Genomic DNA, 16,712 nt, shown 5'->3' on the forward strand with positions numbered 1-16,712 from the left:
GTGCCCTGGTCGGCAGCGGATTTCACCGTCGCGGTGAGTAATCTGACGGGATGGCCAACGACGAGACCCGCGGCGTCGACACCCTCTCGCCGGGCGAGATGGATGTCCGGACGGGGCTGACCTCCGATCAGGTCGCGCAGCGCCGCGCGGACGGCAGGACCAACGACGTCCCGAGCCGGGCCAGCCGCTCGGTCAGGGACATCGTCCGGGCCAACGTGTTCACCCGCATCAACGCGATCCTCGGTGTGCTCCTGGTGATCGTGCTGTCGACCGGCTCGGTGATCGACGGCATGTTCGGGCTGCTGATCGTCGCGAACAGCGCGATCGGCATCATCCAGGAGGTGCGCGCGAAGCGGACCCTGGACAAGCTGGCGATCGTCAGCCAGTCCCGGCCGGTGGTGCGGCGGGACGGTGCCACCGCGGCGGTGTCCCCGAGCGAGGTGGTGCTCGACGACGTGATCGAGCTCGGGTCCGGCGACCAGGTGGTGGTCGACGGGGTGGTCGTCGAGGGCGAGGCACTCGATGTCGACGAGTCGCTGCTCACCGGTGAGGCGGATCCGGTGCACAAGAGGCCCGGCGACCAGGTGCTGTCCGGCAGCTTCGTGGCCTCCGGCAGCGGCGCCTACCGTGCCACCAAGGTCGGCCGCGACGCGTACGCGGCCAAACTCGCGGCGGAGGCCAGCAAGTTCACCCTGGTCCACTCGGAGCTGCGCAGCGGCGTCGACAAGATCCTCAAGGTCATCACCTACATGATGATTCCGGCGGGGGTGCTGATCGTCTACAACCAGCTGTTCGTCAGCGAGCAGGACCTCGGGGGCGCGCTGAACGGCATGGTCGCCGCCCTGGTCCCGATGGTGCCGGAGGGGCTGGTGCTGATGACGTCGCTGGCGTTCGCGGTCGGCGTCATCCGGCTTGGCCGCAGGCAGTGCCTGGTGCAGGAACTGCCCGCGATCGAGGGACTCGCGCGCGTCGACGTGGTGTGCGCGGACAAGACCGGCACCCTCACCGAGAACGGCATGCGGCTGTCCGAGCTGCGGCTGCTGACGGCGGACGATCCCGGCGGTACCGAGGCCCGGCTGCGGGACGCGCTTGCCGCGCAGGCCGCCGACGATCCGCGGCCGAACGCGAGCGTGCTGGCGATCGCGGAGGCATACGACCACGACCCCGGGTGGACCACGACCGCGGTGGCGCCGTTCTCGTCGGCGAAGAAGTGGAGCGGAAACTCGTACGGCCCCAACGGCAACTGGGTGCTCGGCGCCCCCGACGTGTTGCTCGACCCGGAGTCGTCGGCGGCACGGACCGCGGAGGAGATCGGGGCGGGAGGGCTGCGGGTGCTGCTGCTCGGCGAGAGTGACCGCGCCGTCGACGCCCCCGACGCGCCCGGGGTCGTCACGCCGCGCGCCCTGGTGGTCCTCGAGCAGCGGGTGCGACCCGACGCCGCCGACACCCTCGCGTACTTCGCGGAGCAGAAGGTCGAGGTCAAGGTCATTTCCGGCGACAACGCCGTGTCCGTCGGGGCGGTCGCGCAGTCGCTGGGGCTGCCCGGAGGGGACCGCGCGGTCGATGCCCGCGAGCTGCCCTCGGATCGGGAGTCGCTCGCCGAGGTCCTTGACACCGCGACCACCTTCGGGCGGGTCCGGCCCGATCAGAAGCGGGAGATGGTCGGCGCCCTTCAGTCGCGCGGGCACACGGTCGCGATGACCGGCGACGGGGTCAACGACGTGCTCGCGCTCAAGGACGCGGACATCGGTGTCTCGATGGGATCCGGCAGCCCCGCCACCCGAGCGGTCGCGCAGATCGTGCTGCTGGACAACAGTTTCGCGACGCTCCCGTACGTGGTCGGTGAGGGTCGCCGGGTGATCGGCAACATCGAGCGGGTGTCGAACCTGTTCCTCACCAAGACGGTGTACTCGGTGCTGCTTGCCCTGCTCGTCGGCCTGTCCGGGGTGGCATCGGAACTGTTCGACTTCGAGCCGATGCCGTACCCGTTCCTGCCGCGGCACGTGACGATCGCGGCTTGGTTCACGATCGGTATCCCCGCGTTCATCCTGTCCCTCGCGCCGAACAACGAGCGGGCCCGCACCGGCTTCGTGCCGCGGGTGATGCGGTTCGCGATCCCGTCCGGTCTGGTGGTCGGGATCTGCACCTTCGTCGCCTACGCGCTCGTCTACGCGGGCCCCGACCAGACCGAGACGCAGCAGGTGCAGGCGGGCACCACCGCGCTGATCACGCTGATCACGATCGCGCTGTGGGTGCTGGCGATCGTCGCCCGCCCGTACGTGTGGTGGAAGGTCGTGCTGATCGTCGGGTCCGCGCTCGGCTACGTGGTGCTGTTCGCGCTCCCGTTCGCGCGGGAGTTCTTCAAGCTCGACCCGTCGAACGTGGCGGCGACGACGACCGCGTTCGTGTGCGGCGGCGTGGGGATCGTGCTCGTCGAGGTCGGGTGGTGGGTGTCCGGACGCCTGCATGGCGAACACCGCAGGCTGTTCTCGCTGCCCGAACAGCCCGGCGAGAAGGCGGCGCGCTGACACGCCGCACCCGTCTGCACTGTGGCGGGTGCCGGGGAAAGCTGTGAGACTGGGAAAGGTACAAACCGGAACCGCGATGCGGGACCCGGACCGATCTTTTCAGTGGTGCCCTGAACCGGCATCGGAGTGAGGAGCGACAATGAGCTTGGTCGACACGTTGAAGGGCCTGTTCGGGAAGGGTCAGCAGTACGCGGCCGAGAACGCGGACAAGGTCGAGGGCGCCATCGACAAGGCGGGCGACTTCATCGACCAGAAGACCGGCGGCAAGTACGCCGAGCACGTCGACAAGGCGCAGGACGCCGCGAAGAAGGTCATCCCGAAGGATGCGCCGCCCGCGGGTGACGCCAAGTAGCACCCGACGACACCCGCCGCAGGAGCGTCATGCCCGACCGAACACCGCGCGCCGAACGCCGCGTGGATCTGCTGTTCGACAAGGACTGCGGCTTCTGCGTGTGGAGTGTGGGGTGGCTGCACCGGCTCGATCGCCGCGGCCGGGTCACCGCAACGCCCCTGCACGCACCGGGCGCCGTCGAGCGCTTCGGGGTGAGCGTCGATCAGGCGCTTGAGCAGGCCTGGGCGGTGGACTGGCGTGGGGACCGGCACCACGGCGCCGGTGCGATCAATGCCGCCCTCTCCGGGGTGCTCGGTACCCGAATTCCCCTGCGGGTGTACCGGATTCCGGGGATCAGGCAGGTGCAGGACCGGCTGTACCGCCTGGTCGCGCGGAACCGGCACCGGCTGCCCGGCAGCGGCGGCAGCTGCGCCATCGAGTAGTCCGGGCTGCGCGCGCCCGCACGACGGGCACCCGACCCCACGGTCGCCAGCGGTGGCGGCCGGCGCAATGCCGGTCTCCACCGCTGGCGCGGTATCCGTTACGCCACGCGCAGTTCCAGCTCCCCGTCGGTAACGTCGACGGCGACCCGGGCGCCCTCGCCGATCAGGTCGTCGATGAGCAGGTCGGCGACCCGGTCGTCGACCACCCGCTGGATGGACCGGCGCAGCGGCCGGGCCCCGAACTCGGGCTGGTGCCCGTGCTCGGCGATCCAGTCGACGGCGGCGTCACTGAACGTGATACCGATGCCCCTGTCCGCCAACCGCTTCCGGCTGTCGTCCAGCATCAGATCGGTGATCCGGTGCAGCTGGTCGGCGGCCAGCCTGCGGAACACGACGATCTCGTCGATCCGGTTGAGGAACTCCGGACGCATCGACTCCCGCAGCCGTGCCAGCACCCGGTCCCGCAGCGGCTTTTCGGCCGCGGCCGGATCGCCGGTGAGGAAGCCAAGCGCCCCGCCCTTGCTGGAGATCAGGTCGGACCCGAGGTTGCTGGTCATGATCACCACGGTGTTGGTGAAGTCCACCGTGCGGCCGTGACCGTCGGTGAGCCTGCCGTCGTCGAGCACCTGCAGCAGGGTGTTGAACAGGTCCGGGTGCGCCTTCTCCACCTCGTCGAGCAGGATCACCGAGTACGGGTTGCGCCGCACCTGCTCGGTGAGCTGACCCGCCTCGTCGTAGCCGACGTACCCGGGAGGGGCGCCGAGCAGCCGCGAGACGGTATGCCGCTCACCGAATTCGCTCATGTCGAAGCGGATCATCTTGTCCTCGTCCCCGAACAGGGACGCGGCGAGGGCCTTCGCCAGTTCGGTCTTGCCGACACCGGTCGGGCCGAGGAACAGGAAGCTGCCGACCGGGCGGTTCGGGTCGCCCATCCCGGCCCGGGAGCGGCGCACCGCCCGCGCGACCGCGCGGACCGCGTCGTCCTGGCCGACGACCCGGCGGTGCAGTTCGTCCTCGAGCCCCCGCAGTCGGTCCTTCTCTTCCTGCGTCATCCGGCTGGCGGGGATGCCGGTCGCCCGGGCGACGACCTCCGCGATCAGTTCCGCCGTCACCTCGGGGGTGTCGGGGGACGCGGTGGTGTCGACGCCGGCGATCCGGTTCTGCAGCTGCGTGATCCGGTCGCGCAGCTGCGATGCCGTCTCGTACTGCTCGGCGGCGACGGCCTGCTCCTTGCTCACCTCCAGTTGCGCGAGTTGGGATTTCAGTTCCTCGGCGTCCACCTTGGGGGAGCGCAGCGACAGCCGCGCGCCGGCCTGGTCGATCAGGCCGATCGCCTTGTCCGGCAGGAACCGGTCGCCGATGTAGCGATGCGAGAGTTCCACCGCGGCGATGATCGCGTCCTCGGCGTAGCGGACGCCGTGATGCTCCGCGAACCGCTCCTGCAGCCCGGTCAGGATCGTGATCGCGTCCTCGACGCTGGGCTCGTCGACGATCACCGGCTGGAAGCGGCGTTCGAGGGCGGGGTCCTTCTCGATGTGCTTGCGGTACTCGTCGAGCGTGGTGGCGCCGACCACGTGCAGGTCGCCGCGGGCCAGCTTCGGCTTGAGGATGTTGCCCGCGTCCATCGCGCCGTCCGCTCCCGCGCCGGCGCCCGCGATGGTGTGGATCTCGTCGATGAACACGATCAGGTCATCCCGGTGGGCGGTGATCTCGTCGACCAGCGTGGTCAGCCGCTCCTCGAAGTCGCCGCGGTAGCGGGTGCCGGAGACCAGCGATGACATCTCGATCTGGACGATCCGCTTGCCGTGCAGGCGGTCCGGGACGTCGCCGTCCACGATGCGCTGCGCCAGACCCTCCACGATCGCGGTCTTGCCGACACCGGCCTCACCGATCAGGACCGGGTTGTTCTTGGTGCGGCGGGACAGGATCTCGACGGTCTGCTCGATCTCCAGTGCCCGGCCGATGACCGGGTCGATTTCACCGGCGCGGGCGCGGTCGGTGAGGTCGACGCCGTACTGGTCGAGCGTCGGGGTGTCGCTCGCCGACGCGTCCACGCCCGGCTGGCCCGCCCGGCGGGACGTCTCGGGGGTGATGCCCTGCTCGGACAGCACCCGGCCGGCGGCGTGCCCGAGGTCGCCGGCGAACGCGAGGAACAGGTGCTCCGGGTCGATGTAGGTGGAGCCGAGGGTGCGCGCGAGCTGATGCGCCTCGAGCAGTGCCGCCTTGAGGGCTGGGCTCAGGGTGGGGGCCGCGACGGCGAACCCGACCGGGGTGCGGCCCTGCAGCAGCCGCGCCTCGGCCGCGTCGGCCAGCGCGGACGGATCCGCCCCGGCGCGCCGGATCAGGGCGCGCACGGGGTCACGGTCCGCCATCGCCCGCAGCACGTGCAGCGCATCGAGTTCGGCGTCGCCGCGGCCCGCGGCGTAGCGGGCGGCCGCGGACACGAGCTCCTGGGTGGACCGGCTCATGAGGCGGCCGATGTCGATGCGGCCGGGACCCTCGGGACCGAAGAATGCGGGCATTGACGACCCTCCTGAAAGTTGAGTGATTCTGACTCAACTAACGTGTCGCGGCCGTGATCAATTCCCGGTTCGGGTGATCGGCCTGTGATCCGCGCGACAGTCGCGCCGCCCCGGCGCCCGCCGCCTGCCGTAGCGTGGCCGCATGACCGCGCCGCGCCCGCTCGACCGGCTCCGCGACCTGTGCCTCGCCCTGCCCGAGGCCACCGAGCGGCTCAGCCACGGCGAGCCATCCTGGTTTGTCCGCCGGGCCCCGCAGTTCGTCAGCTACGCGGACCGGCACCACGACGACCGGATCGCGTTCTGGGCCGCGGCCCCGGCGGGGGCGCAGCGGGACTGGGTGGCCCGGGACAGCGCCCGCTTCTTCGTCCCGCCGTATGTCGGCGGCCGCGGCTGGATCGGCGTGTACCTGGATGTCGGGCCGAACGGTGTTCCCACGCAGGCCGACTGGCGGGACATCGAGGACATCGTCGAGGACGCCTACCGGACGGTGGCGCCGGCAACGCTACTCGCTCGACTCGACGCGTCCGACCGGTCCGAGGGCACGGGGCCGGGGGGAGCGCGCTGATGTCCGCCGCCGCCCTCGCGCTGCTGGTGGCTGCGGTCGTCGTCGTCCTCGCGGTGCTGCTGCTGCGTCGCCGCACCCGCCGGACCCTGACCACGCCGGAGGAACGCGCCGTGCACGCGACGCTGCATACCGCGTCGCTCGCGGCCCGCCCGCTGCGCCGCGGCCTCGACGCCACCTCCGCCGCCGAGGCCGCGCCGCACCTGCGCACCCTCACCTCCGCGGAGTCCCTCGCCCTCGCCGACCAGGACGGCGCACCCCTCGCCTGGAACGGACCGAACGAGCACCTCACCGGCCGCTTCGCCGCCGCGGCCCGGGCCGCGGCCGAGACCGGGCGGCGGGAACTGATCGCGCACCCCCACCCAGGGGTCCGGGCGCTGGTCGTGCAGCCACTCGTCGTCGAGGACGTCGGGGTGGTCGGGGTGATGGGGGTGCTCACCGCCGCCGAGCCTGGCCCGGGGATGCTCGGCGCGATCAGCGAGGTCGCCCGGTACGCGTGCAGCCAGATCGAACTCGCCGAACTCGACGCCTCCCGCGCCCGACTCGACCGCGCCGAGGTCCGCGCGTTGCGCGCGCAGATCAGCCCGCACTTCATCTACAACGCACTCAACACCGTTGCGTCGTTCGTGCGGACCGACCCGGACCGGGCGCGCGAGCTGATCCTCGAGTTCGCCGACTTCACCCGCTACTCCTTCCGCTCCGCAGGCGAGTACACGGTGCTGTCCGACGAACTCCGCAACATCGACCGCTACCTCACCCTCGAACGCGCCCGGTTCGGCAGCGCCCTCGAGGTGCGGCTGCAGGTGGCACCCGAGGTGCTCGGGGTGGTGCTCCCGTTCCTCGCGCTGCAACCGCTGGTGGAGAACGCGGTGCGGCACGGTCTCGCCGGGCAGTCCCGCGGCACCGTCACCATCGTCGCCGCCGACGAGGGCACCGACTGCGTGATCAGCGTCGAGGACGACGGCGTCGGCATGGACCCGGAACTGCTCCGCTCCGGCTCGCTCGACGCCGTCGCCTCCGGGACCGGGGGGCCCGCCGCGAAGGAGTCCGCACACGTCGGGCTCGCGAACGTCGACGACCGGTTACGGGCGGCGTTCGGCAACGACTACGGCCTGGTCGTGGAGACCGCGCCGGGGGCGGGGACCCGGGTGAGCATGCGGGTGCCGAAGTTCCGTCCCGGCGTCCACGTCTGAGTCGCGCGCACCGGGTCGGGCGTGACGCACCCGGCCGGAGACCGACGTGGCACCATTGACCTGTTGTGACACAGACACCCGAAGGGGCCCCCGACACCCCGCTGACCGTGCTGGCCGTGGACGACGAGCGTCCGGCGCTCGACGAACTGGCCTACCTGCTGCGCGCCCAGGGCGACGTCGGGGAGATCCTCACCGCCGGGGACGCGACGACCGCCCTCCGGGTGATCAAGGACCGGCTCCGCATGGCCGCCGAGTGGACTCCCGGCGCCGCCGGGGTGTGGACTCCCGGCGCCGCCGGGGTGCCGACTCCCGGCGCAGCGGGGGCTATCGACGCGGTGTTCCTCGACATCAACATGCCCGGACTCGACGGCCTCGAACTCGCCGGTGTGCTCGCCGCGTTCGCGACCCCGCCGGTGGTAGTGTTCGTGACCGCGCACGACGACCGGGCCGTCGACGCATTCGACCTCGGTGCCGTCGACTACCTGCTCAAGCCGCTGCGCGCGGAGCGGCTCACCGAGTCGGTGCGCCGGATCCGCGCCGCCCGCCGGATCGGCCGGGTCACCGAACCGGGGCAGCCGGAACCCGACGCCGACGAGGTGATCCCCGTCGAGCTGGGCGGGGTCACCACCCTCGTGCACCGCTCCGACGTGGCGTGGGTGGAGGCGGACGGCGACTATGCCCGCCTGCACACCGCCACCGGGTCCCATCTGGTCCGGATCCCCATCTCGGCTCTCGAATCCCGATGGCAGGCGGCCGGATTCCTGCGGGTGCACCGCTCCTACCTGGTGGCGCTGCCCCTGGTGACCGGCATCCGCAGTGTCGGAACCGGAACGGTGGTGTGCCTGCGCGCGGGCGAGGACACCCCGGTGGTGGAACTGCCCGTCAGTCGCAGGCACACCCGCGAACTCAAGGATCGCCTGGTGCGGGCGCCGCGTCAGCAGTGGACGAGTAGATGAGCGGGCCCGCCGGACCGCAGCGCGCACCGGCGGGCGGCCCGCCGTCGCGGGAGCGGGTGGTGCTGGCGCACCGGCGCGGGGCCCGCGTGGTCCGGACCCGCGTCGAGGTGCAGGAACAGACCGAGGTCGGCGATGCGCTGGTGCGGGCGTTGGTGCGGGCCCAACTCGGGTTGTCATTGCGTTTCGCCGCGGCGGTGGTGCTGGTGGCAGGCGCGGTGCCGCTGCTGCTCGCGGCCTTCCCCTGGCTCGGCGGCGTCACCGTGGTGGGCGTGCGGCTGCCGTGGCTGGTGCTCGGGGTCGCGGCGTTCCCTGCGCTGTATCTGGCGGGCAGGCTCTACATTCGACTGACCGACCGGATCGAGCAGGAGTTCGTCGACCTCGCCGACGACTGAGGACGGAGGTGACGTGTGTCGGGGCAGCCGATCCCGCTGGTGACCGTTGTCGCGTTGGTGATCGCGGCCGTCGCGACCGTCGTCATTGGGTTCTACGGGGTTCGGCTGGCGCGCACCACCTCCGACTTCCTCGTCGCGTCCCGCAGCGTCGGATCGCGATGGAACGCCGCCGCGATCTCCGGCGAGTACCTGTCCGCCGCCTCGTTTCTCGGGGTCGCCGGGCTGATCGCCAAGTACGGCGCCGACGCCCTGTGGTACCCGGTCGGGTTCACCGCGGGCTATCTCGGGTTGCTGCTGTTCGTCGCCGCCCCGCTTCGCCGTTCGGGGGCGTACACCGTCCCCGACTTCGCCGAATTCCGTCTCGGCAGTAAGCGTTTGAGGCTGCTCGCGATGCTCGTCGTTGCCGTGATCTGCGTGCTGTACATGGTGCCGCAGTTTCAGGGCGCGGGCCTCGCGCTCGGGATCCTGCTCGGGATACCCATGTGGGTCGGCGCGGTCGTCGTCGCGCTGATCGTGATCGCCAACGTCGTCGGCGGTGGCATGCGGTCGATCACCTTCGTGCAGGCATTCCAGTACTGGCTCAAGCTGACCGCCGTCGCGGTGCCCGCCCTGGTCCTCACCTTCCACTTCCTCGGCGCGGGCGGCGGCCTCGGGACCCCCGCGCCGCCGACCGTCACCGACCGCACCACGGTCGATGTCACCACCGACGTGATCGTGCAGGTGTCGCAGCCACTGTCGGTCACCGCGTCCGGCGTCGTCGACGGGAACCCGGTGGACGGGCCGGTCGCGCTGGGGGTGGGCGAGTACGAACTGTCGGCGGGCACGGCCCTGGTACTCGACGCCGGCGCCGCGGTCCCGGTCGTCGCCGGCGCGCCCCCCACCGGGGCGCAGTGGCTCGACCCGGGCTGGGGCCTCGGCGGCACCCACCCGCTGTTCCAGGTGTACTCGCTGATCGTCGGCATCTTCCTCGGCACGATGGGGTTGCCGCACGTGCTGGTCCGCTTCTACACGAACCCCGACGGCCGGACCGCGCGCACCACGTCGCTCGCGGTGATCGGGTTGGTCGGGGTGTTCTACCTGTTCCCGATCCTGCTCGGGGTGTTCGCCCGGCTGTGGGTGCCGCAGCTGCTGATCACCGGCACCTCCGACGCCGCGGTCCTGCTGCTGCCCGCCTCCGTGGTGTCCGGGGTCGGGGGTCAGGTGCTGGCGGCGCTGGTCGCGGCCGGGGCGATCGCCGCGTTCCTCGCGACCTCGTCCGGGCTGCTGGTCAGCGTCGCGGGTGTGCTCAGCACCGACGTCATGAAGGGCCGGATCCGCGACTTCCGGGTCGCCGCGGTCGTCGCGGGCGCGGTACCGCTTGCCCTGGCGATCGGGGTTGCCTCGATCGACCTGTCCCGCACCGTCGGCATGGTGTTCGCGGTTGCCGCGTCCACCCTGTGCCCGCTGCTCGTGCTCGGCATCTGGTGGCGGGGGCTCACCGCAGCGGGCGCCGCGGCCGGGCTGATCGTCGGTGGGGTTGCCTCCGGGTCGGCGGCGCTGGTGACGTCGTTCGGCGGCGTCGGGTCCGGGCCGTGGAACGGGTGGCTGCAGGTCCTTGTCGGATATCCGGCGGCGGTGACGGTGCCGCTCGCGTTCCTGACGATGGTCGTGGTCAGCCGCGCAACCCGCGGCAGCATCCCCGCCGACGTGGCCCGCACCTTCACCCGGATGCACGCGCCCGAGCGGCTCGGGGTGGGCCGCGACCGCGAGCGCGACCTGTAGGCGGCTCCGCCGCCCGTGCGTGGATTTCACCCCGACTGGGGTAACGATCGCGCACAGTTCGGGCAGCCGCGCACTGCCGTTCGTCGCGCCGGACCGACCGTCCGGCGCCCGATCCGACTCCTCAGCGTGTGATCGCCGCCACTCCCTGTCGCTGTGATGTGGGTCTCACTAACGTCTGTGACCTGCCGGGCGTCACTGCCGGCACCCACCGACCGAGGAGTCCGACGTGACCACAGCAGACCTGAGTCCGGAGTCGCCAGCGCGGCGCACCCCGGACGCGCAGGCCTTCATCGAGATGCAGGCGAGTCCCGAGTTCCGGGACCTGCGACGCAGGCTGCGCCGCTTCGTCTTCCCGATGACGGCGTTCTTCCTGACCTGGTACGCCGTGTATGTGCTGCTGGCCACCTACGCCTCGGAGTTCATGGCGACGAAGGTGATCGGCAACGTCAACCTCGGTGTCATCCTCGGCCTCGGCCAGTTCCTGACGACGTTCGTCATCACCGCGATGTACGTCAAATTCGCGAACCGCGAACTCGACCCCCGCGCCGCCGCGATCCGTGACGAGCTGGAGGGCCAGCACTGATGACGAGTTTCCTCGCCGCGGGCGACTCCCAGGTCGGCAACCCGGCCCTGAACATCGCCATCTTCGTCGCATTCGTGGTGATCACGATGGGCATCGTGATCCGGGCCAGCCGGACCACCAAGAAGGCATCCGACTTCTACACCGGTGGCGGCCAGTTCTCCGGCCCGCAAAACGGTTTCGCGATCGCGGGCGACTACCTGTCCGCTGCGTCGTTCCTCGGCATCGCCGGCGCGATCGCGGTCTACGGCTACGACGGCTTCCTCTACTCGATCGGCTTCCTCGTCGCCTGGCTGGTCGCGCTGCTGCTGGTCGCCGAGATGCTGCGCAACACCGGCCGGTTCACGATGGCCGACGTGCTCAGCTTCCGGCTGAAGCAGCGCCCGGTCCGGATGGCCGCCGCCCTGTCCACCCTCGTGGTCTCGCTGTTCTACCTGCTCGCGCAGATGGCCGGTGCCGGTGGCCTGGTCGCGCTGCTGCTCGACATCCACGACAAGGCCGGGCAGGCGATCGTCGTCGCGGTGGTCGGCGTCCTGATGATCGTGTACGTGCTCGTCGGCGGCATGAAGGGCACCACCTACGTGCAGATGGTGAAGGCGGTGCTGCTGATCGCCGGTGCGGGCATCATGTTCGTGCTGGTGCTGCTCGCCGTCCGCGGCAACTTCTCGCAGCTGCTCGCCGACGCCCAGTCCGCGGCGAACGGGTCGGCGAACCCGCGGGATGTTCTCGCGCCCGGCGCCAAGTACGGCATCAGCTCGATGTCCCGGCTGGACTTCCTCTCCCTCGGCATCGCCCTGGTGCTCGGCACCGCCGGTCTGCCGCACGTGTTGATGCGCTTCTACACGGTGCCCACCGCGAAGGAGGCCCGCCGCTCGGTGACCTGGGCGATCGGCCTGATCGGTGCGTTCTACCTGTTCACCCTGGTGCTCGGCTACGGTGCCGCCAAGATGGTCGGGCCGGACGTGATTCTCGCGGCCCCCGGCAAGGAGAACGCGGCCGCCCCGCTGCTCGCCTTCGAACTCGGCGGCACCCTGTTCCTGTCGATCATCTCCGCGGTCGCCTTCGCCACCATCCTCGCGGTCGTCGCGGGCTTGGCGATCACCGCGTCGGCGTCCTTCGCGCACGACATCTACGCCAGTGTCATCAAGCGCGGCAAGGCAACCGAGGAACAGCAGGTGAAGGTCTCGCGGATCACCGTCGTGGTGATCGGTCTCGCGTCGATCGTCCTCGGCATCCTCGCGATGGGGCAGAATATCGCCTTCCTGGTCGCGCTCGCATTCGCCGTCGCCGCCTCCGCGAACCTGCCGACGCTGCTGTACTCGTTGTTCTGGAGGAAGTTCAACACCACCGGCGCGCTGTGGAGCATCTACGGCGGTCTGATCAGCTGCCTGCTGCTGATCGTCTTCTCGCCCGCGGTGTCCGGGTCGAAGTCCGCGATGTTCCCGAACGCCGACTTCTCCTGGTTCCCGCTCGCCAACCCGGGCATCGTGTCGATCCCGCTGGCCTTCGCGCTCGGCATCATCGGCACCTACGTCGGACGCCGCAAGCTCGAGGACCCGGCAAAGCAGGCGGAGATGGAGGTTCGCTCCCTCACCGGCGTCGGAGTCGAGAAGGCGGTCTCGCACTAGATCCCGCCCCGCCAAGCAGTCCCGCACCCGGGCGCCCTCGCCCCGGGTGCGGGACTTTCTGCGCCGCTGGACGGGACGCCGATAGGATGCGCGAATGGCAAAGCTGAAGGTGTCGGTCGCGGTTCCACTCACCCCCGAGGTGGCGTGGGAAAAGGCAAGCGATCTGGGTGAATTCGACAAATGGTTGTCGATCCACGAGGCGTGGCGCTGCGAGTTGCCCGCCGAGTTGTCGACGGGCACGACCGCGGAATCGGTGGTGTCGGTGAAGGGACTGCGGAACCGGGTCCGGTGGACGATCACCGACTACGCGCCGCCGCGGTCCCTGGCGCTCAAGGGCGACGGCAAGGGCGGTGTGAAGGTCGGCCTCGTGCTGTCGGTGACGCCGAAGGACGCGGGTTCCGAGGTGGGTTTGCTCATCGACCTCGGCGGGGCACCGCTGTTCGGTCCGATCGGGTCCGGGGTCGCCCGCGCGCTGAAGGGCGACATCGAATCGTCGTTGCGGACGTTTGTCGCGCTGTACGGGTAGCGGTCAGCGTCGTTCCCGGACGATCATTACCGGGCGCTCGACGCGATGCAGCAGGGCCCGGCTCGTCGAACCGAGCAGCATCCCGCGGAAGCCGCCCCGGCCGTGGCTGCCGACGACGACGAGCTGGGCGGACCGCGACTGGGTGAGCAGCTGATCGACGGCCCGGTCGCGGACCACGATGCGCTGAACCTCGACGTCGGGGAACCGTTCCCGCCAGCCGGCGAGGCACTCGGCCAGCGTCGCCTCCTCGTTCTCGATCAGCCCCTCCCAGGGCAGGTCCTCGACCGCGGACGGCAGGGTGTCGAAGTCCACGTCGCTCCACGCGTGCACCGCGACGAGCGGCACCGTCCGCAGCGATGCCTCGAGGAAGGCCGCCCCGATGGCGGGCGCGCTGTTCGGTGATCCGTCGACACCGACCACCACCGGTCCGGTCGGTGTCGGATCGGCGGTCGGGATCACCACCACCGGGCACCGGGAATGGGTGGCGAGGGCGGTGGACACCGAGCCGACCAGCGCGCCGCGCACCGCGCCGAGGCCCCGGGAGCCGACGACGAGCATCCGCGCGGATTCGGACCGGTCGAGGAGAGCGGGGATCGGCGGCCCGTGGTGGAGCGCGGTCCCGACCTCGACGCCCGGCGCGATCTCCCGCGCGCGGGCGGCCGCGGCGGTGAGGGTGCGGTTCGCTTCCGCGTCGAGGTCGTCGTAGAACTGTTGCGACGCAACGAGCGCGCCACCGTAGACGACGGGTGTCGGCAGCGCGGCAACGAGGTGCAGCGGGGCGGTGTGCGCGGCGGCGGTGCGTGCCGCCCACTGCAGGGCCGCGTCCGCCGTGTCGGATCCGTCGACGCCCACCACGATCGGGGCAGTGCTCACGAGTCGCCTCCTCGGGTCCGGCCCGCGGTCCTCCGCCGGGCTCTGGACTCCATCGTGGACCGTTCTCGCGCGGCCCGCACAGGGGCGAAGGTCCTCGCGGTCGGTGGCGTCGCCCACACACCGACCCGGGCGGTCACTCCAGGATCGGGGTGGCTGCGGAGTCGACCAGCCAGGCCTGCGCCAGTTCGTCGAGGGTGCCGTCCGCGTAGAGCGCGTCCACGGCCGCGGTGACGCACGGGGTCAGGGGGCTGCCCTTCGCCAGGACGAGGCCGAAGAACTCGGTGACGGTGTTGGGGCGGGGGAACTGCCCGACCAGCAGGCTCTCCGGCAGGTCGGCCTCGGTGATCTGGAACCCGGTCGGGCTGTCGACCACCAGCGCGTCGATCCGACCGTCGGCGAGTGCCGCCTTCGCCTCGTCGGTGGTGGCGAACGCGACGGGGTCCTTGCTCGGTCGGATGGTGCTCTCGATCGTGGCCAGGCTCGTCGACCCGGACTGGGCGCCGAGCCGGTATCCGGTGAGGTCGCTGAGGTTGTGGGCCGAGGCGGCCGGGGTGCCGGCGATCGCGACGATCGACTGGGTCACCGCGTAGTACGGCGACGAGAAGTCGACGGCGCCGCGACGCTCATCGACGATCGTCACCTGGTTGATGTCGAAGTCGAAGTCCTTGGCTCCCGGCGCGATTGCGTCCGCCCACGGCACCCGGACGAACGTCACCTGCTCGCGGTCGTAGCCGAGCCGTTCGGATACCGAGCGGGCGACCGCACCCTCGAACCCCTTGCCGTTGCCGGGATCGTCGTCGACGAACCACGGCGCGTAGGCGGGGGAGTCGGTGGCGATGGTCAACGTGCCGGGGGTGTGGGTGACGCCGGTGTCGGGGCCGCAATTGCCGACCGTCACCGTGCCGGGTGCCTGCGGGGTAGCCGCGGCGGACGGGTCGGCGTCGGAGGCGGTGCATCCGCTGACCGTGAGCACCGTGCTGAGCGTGACGGGCAGCAGGATGGCCGATCGACGTCCGGTTCTGGGCACCCGGACATAGTGCCCGCGAGCCCCACCTCCTGCAAGGGGCCGAGGACGCCATCGTGCTGCGCCGGGTGCGCGAGGCGATAATGCGGGGGCGGGGAGGTTCAGGAGGTCGGCGGATGGGCGACGGACGCGGCGATGCGGTGCTTTCCACGTATCGTTCCCTGCGGTTGGGGGCGGTGATCCTGATGGTCGCGCTCGCCGTTGCGGTGCTGATCGCCTCGGTTGTCGACGGATGCGTGCAGTCCTCGATCAGCGCCTACTACTTCACCTCGGCGCACACCGTCTTCGTTGCCGCGCTGTGTGCACTCGGCGTGTGCCTGATCGTGTACAAGGGCAGTTCCGACACCGAGGACGTGCTGCTGAACTTCGCCGGGTTCCTGGCGTTCATCGTCGCGGTCGTGCCGACCGCTGGCGGCGCGTCGTGCGGTCCCGCCGGGCCCCTCGCGGGCGGGGGCGGATCGCCGGACGGTCTGCCGGAGGGGGTGCGCACCAGTGTCGGGGCGATCGTCGTCGCGGGTGCGCTCGCGCAGGTCGTTGCGCTGATGATCGCCCGCCGTGACCCCGGCGGTCGTCCGTACCGGGCGGCCGCCCGGTGGGCGACGGGAGCGGGGTGGGTGGTACTCGCCGCCGGCGCAGCCTGCTTCCTGTTCGTCCCCGATGCCTTCGCCGCGCACGGGCATTCGGTTGCCGCGGTCGCCATGTTCGCCGGACTGATCGGTGTGGTCGTGGCCAGTGCGACCTCCGCCAGCTACACCGCGGGTGCGTCGACATACGGACGGTTCTACCGGGTGATCGCCCGGTGGATGCTCGCCACCCTGACGGTGATCGTGGTGGTCCGGTACGCGTTCCCCGACTGGGAGCACTACGTCATCGTCGTCGAGTTCCTGCTGATCGCACAGTTCGTCGCGTACTGGCTCGTGCAGACCGTCGAACTGTGGAACGTTGTCGATCGCACCGACCTGTACCCGGCAGGGCAGGGCCCGCCGATGCTGTGACGATGTATGCCCGTGGTGAACCGCCAGTTTCGACGGACCGGTAGGAGAAGCATGTGACTGCCGAAGTCTGGGCACGTGCGGAGGTTGCAGGTCGTCGTCTGCCTGGCCAAATCTACGGCAGCATCGGACCACGACCTCTGCGGGTCGCGATCCGACGCTGCCGTGATGCGCTGCGCTGACCGATGTTTCAGGTGCTGAACAGTAGCTGTCTTCGATTGTGTGCCGGGATGGATTTCCGGTCGGGGTCGATCCAGTGTGGGGGTGTGAACCTGGGGGTACCCCCTGCACGGAGTGCTTGGGGGAGGGTGGCCGTCGTCTCCGATGTGCACAGTCCATTTGCCTTTGTGGATGTATCGGTGGTGAAAGCGGCAGAGTAGCACCAGGTTCGACAGTTTCGT

The 16,712-nt window shown here is 70.7% G+C and carries 15 protein-coding genes; 12 read left to right on the top strand and 3 right to left on the bottom strand.

The window, feature by feature from the left end:
* Window positions 1-50: 50 nt before the first annotated feature.
* From ACWF62_RS15590 to ACWF62_RS15600, 3 genes are all read left to right on the top strand, one after another.
* Entirely contained in the window at window positions 51-2,528 is a 2,478-nt protein-coding gene (locus tag ACWF62_RS15590; RefSeq protein ID WP_378505525.1) for an HAD-IC family P-type ATPase, read from the top strand.
* A gap of 139 nt (window positions 2,529-2,667) precedes the next feature.
* The gene (locus tag ACWF62_RS15595; protein ID WP_378505526.1) at window positions 2,668-2,880 is read left to right on the top strand and encodes an antitoxin; all 213 of its coding nucleotides are present in this window, start codon (window positions 2,668-2,670) and stop codon (window positions 2,878-2,880) included.
* A gap of 29 nt (window positions 2,881-2,909) precedes the next feature.
* Window positions 2,910-3,302 carry a thiol-disulfide oxidoreductase DCC family protein gene (locus ACWF62_RS15600; protein ID WP_378505527.1) on the top strand — a complete coding sequence of 131 codons (393 nt, stop codon included), beginning with the start codon at window positions 2,910-2,912 and terminating at the stop codon, window positions 3,300-3,302.
* 98 nt (window positions 3,303-3,400) lie between these two features.
* Here the strand turns inward: ACWF62_RS15600 and ACWF62_RS15605 are convergent, their stop codons facing one another.
* Complete coding sequence (locus tag ACWF62_RS15605; protein ID WP_452630573.1) at window positions 3,401-5,824, bottom strand: ATP-dependent Clp protease ATP-binding subunit; 2,424 nt, start codon at window positions 5,822-5,824, stop codon at window positions 3,401-3,403.
* A gap of 142 nt (window positions 5,825-5,966) precedes the next feature.
* Here ACWF62_RS15605 and ACWF62_RS15610 point away from each other — a divergent pair, with 142 nt between their 5' ends.
* The 8 genes from ACWF62_RS15610 (at window position 5,967) to ACWF62_RS15645 (ending at window position 13,422) form a co-directional block, all read left to right on the top strand.
* Complete coding sequence (locus ACWF62_RS15610; RefSeq protein ID WP_378570759.1) at window positions 5,967-6,389, top strand: MmcQ/YjbR family DNA-binding protein; 423 nt, start codon at window positions 5,967-5,969, stop codon at window positions 6,387-6,389.
* Entirely contained in the window at window positions 6,389-7,579 is a 1,191-nt protein-coding gene (locus ACWF62_RS15615; protein WP_452630574.1) for a sensor histidine kinase, read from the top strand. The genes ACWF62_RS15610 and ACWF62_RS15615 overlap by 1 nt, the downstream gene beginning before the upstream one ends.
* Window positions 7,580-7,644: 65 nt before the next feature.
* On the top strand, window positions 7,645-8,535 hold the full coding sequence (locus ACWF62_RS15620) for a LytR/AlgR family response regulator transcription factor (protein ID WP_452630575.1): 891 nt from the start codon (window positions 7,645-7,647) through the stop codon (window positions 8,533-8,535).
* A complete protein-coding gene (locus ACWF62_RS15625) occupies window positions 8,532-8,927 on the top strand; it encodes a hypothetical protein (RefSeq protein ID WP_378505531.1) in 396 nt (131 codons plus the stop codon). The genes ACWF62_RS15620 and ACWF62_RS15625 overlap by 4 nt, the downstream gene beginning before the upstream one ends.
* Window positions 8,928-8,942: 15 nt before the next feature.
* On the top strand, window positions 8,943-10,688 hold the full coding sequence (locus tag ACWF62_RS15630; protein ID WP_452630576.1) for a sodium/solute symporter: 1,746 nt from the start codon (window positions 8,943-8,945) through the stop codon (window positions 10,686-10,688).
* A gap of 226 nt (window positions 10,689-10,914) precedes the next feature.
* A complete protein-coding gene (locus tag ACWF62_RS15635) occupies window positions 10,915-11,271 on the top strand; it encodes a DUF485 domain-containing protein (RefSeq protein WP_378505533.1) in 357 nt (118 codons plus the stop codon).
* Entirely contained in the window at window positions 11,271-12,896 is a 1,626-nt protein-coding gene (locus ACWF62_RS15640; protein ID WP_378505534.1) for a solute symporter family protein, read from the top strand. Before ACWF62_RS15635 ends, ACWF62_RS15640 begins: the two co-directional genes overlap by 1 nt.
* A 94-nt stretch (window positions 12,897-12,990) precedes the next feature.
* On the top strand, window positions 12,991-13,422 hold the full coding sequence (locus ACWF62_RS15645) for a type II toxin-antitoxin system Rv0910 family toxin (RefSeq protein ID WP_378505535.1): 432 nt from the start codon (window positions 12,991-12,993) through the stop codon (window positions 13,420-13,422).
* Window positions 13,423-13,425: 3 nt separating this feature from the next.
* On the opposite strand, the gene ACWF62_RS15650 is transcribed toward ACWF62_RS15645, so the two are convergent.
* Window positions 13,426-14,295: a universal stress protein gene (locus ACWF62_RS15650; RefSeq protein ID WP_378570751.1), complete on the bottom strand. Its 870-nt coding sequence runs from the start codon at window positions 14,293-14,295 to the stop codon at window positions 13,426-13,428.
* 133 nt (window positions 14,296-14,428) lie between these two features.
* Window positions 14,429-15,322: an ABC transporter substrate-binding protein gene (locus ACWF62_RS15655; RefSeq protein ID WP_452630577.1), complete on the bottom strand. Its 894-nt coding sequence runs from the start codon at window positions 15,320-15,322 to the stop codon at window positions 14,429-14,431.
* Between the two features lie 113 nt (window positions 15,323-15,435).
* Between ACWF62_RS15655 and ACWF62_RS15660 the strand changes: the two genes are divergently transcribed.
* Window positions 15,436-16,314: a hypothetical protein gene (locus tag ACWF62_RS15660; RefSeq protein WP_378505555.1), complete on the top strand. Its 879-nt coding sequence runs from the start codon at window positions 15,436-15,438 to the stop codon at window positions 16,312-16,314.
* The last annotated feature ends 398 nt before the right edge of the window (window positions 16,315-16,712 follow it).

The sequence above is a fragment of the Rhodococcus sp. NPDC054953 genome (assembly GCF_053609225.1).

Bases quoted from the DNA above. Each gene is read 5' to 3' on its own strand.
- ACWF62_RS15590 (WP_378505525.1), top strand. From the start codon at position 51: ATGGCCAACGACGAGACCCGCGGCGTCGACACCCTCTCGCCGGGCGAG.
- ACWF62_RS15595 (WP_378505526.1), top strand. From the start codon at position 2,668: ATGAGCTTGGTCGACACGTTGAAGGGCCTGTTCGGGAAGGGTCAGCAG.
- ACWF62_RS15600 (WP_378505527.1), top strand. From the start codon at position 2,910: ATGCCCGACCGAACACCGCGCGCCGAACGCCGCGTGGATCTGCTGTTC.
- ACWF62_RS15605 (WP_452630573.1), bottom strand. From the start codon at position 5,824: ATGCCCGCATTCTTCGGTCCCGAGGGTCCCGGCCGCATCGACATCGGC.
- ACWF62_RS15610 (WP_378570759.1), top strand. From the start codon at position 5,967: ATGACCGCGCCGCGCCCGCTCGACCGGCTCCGCGACCTGTGCCTCGCC.
- ACWF62_RS15615 (WP_452630574.1), top strand. From the start codon at position 6,389: ATGTCCGCCGCCGCCCTCGCGCTGCTGGTGGCTGCGGTCGTCGTCGTC.
- ACWF62_RS15625 (WP_378505531.1), top strand. From the start codon at position 8,532: ATGAGCGGGCCCGCCGGACCGCAGCGCGCACCGGCGGGCGGCCCGCCG.
- ACWF62_RS15640 (WP_378505534.1), top strand. From the start codon at position 11,271: ATGACGAGTTTCCTCGCCGCGGGCGACTCCCAGGTCGGCAACCCGGCC.
- ACWF62_RS15645 (WP_378505535.1), top strand. From the start codon at position 12,991: ATGGCAAAGCTGAAGGTGTCGGTCGCGGTTCCACTCACCCCCGAGGTG.
- ACWF62_RS15660 (WP_378505555.1), top strand. From the start codon at position 15,436: ATGGGCGACGGACGCGGCGATGCGGTGCTTTCCACGTATCGTTCCCTG.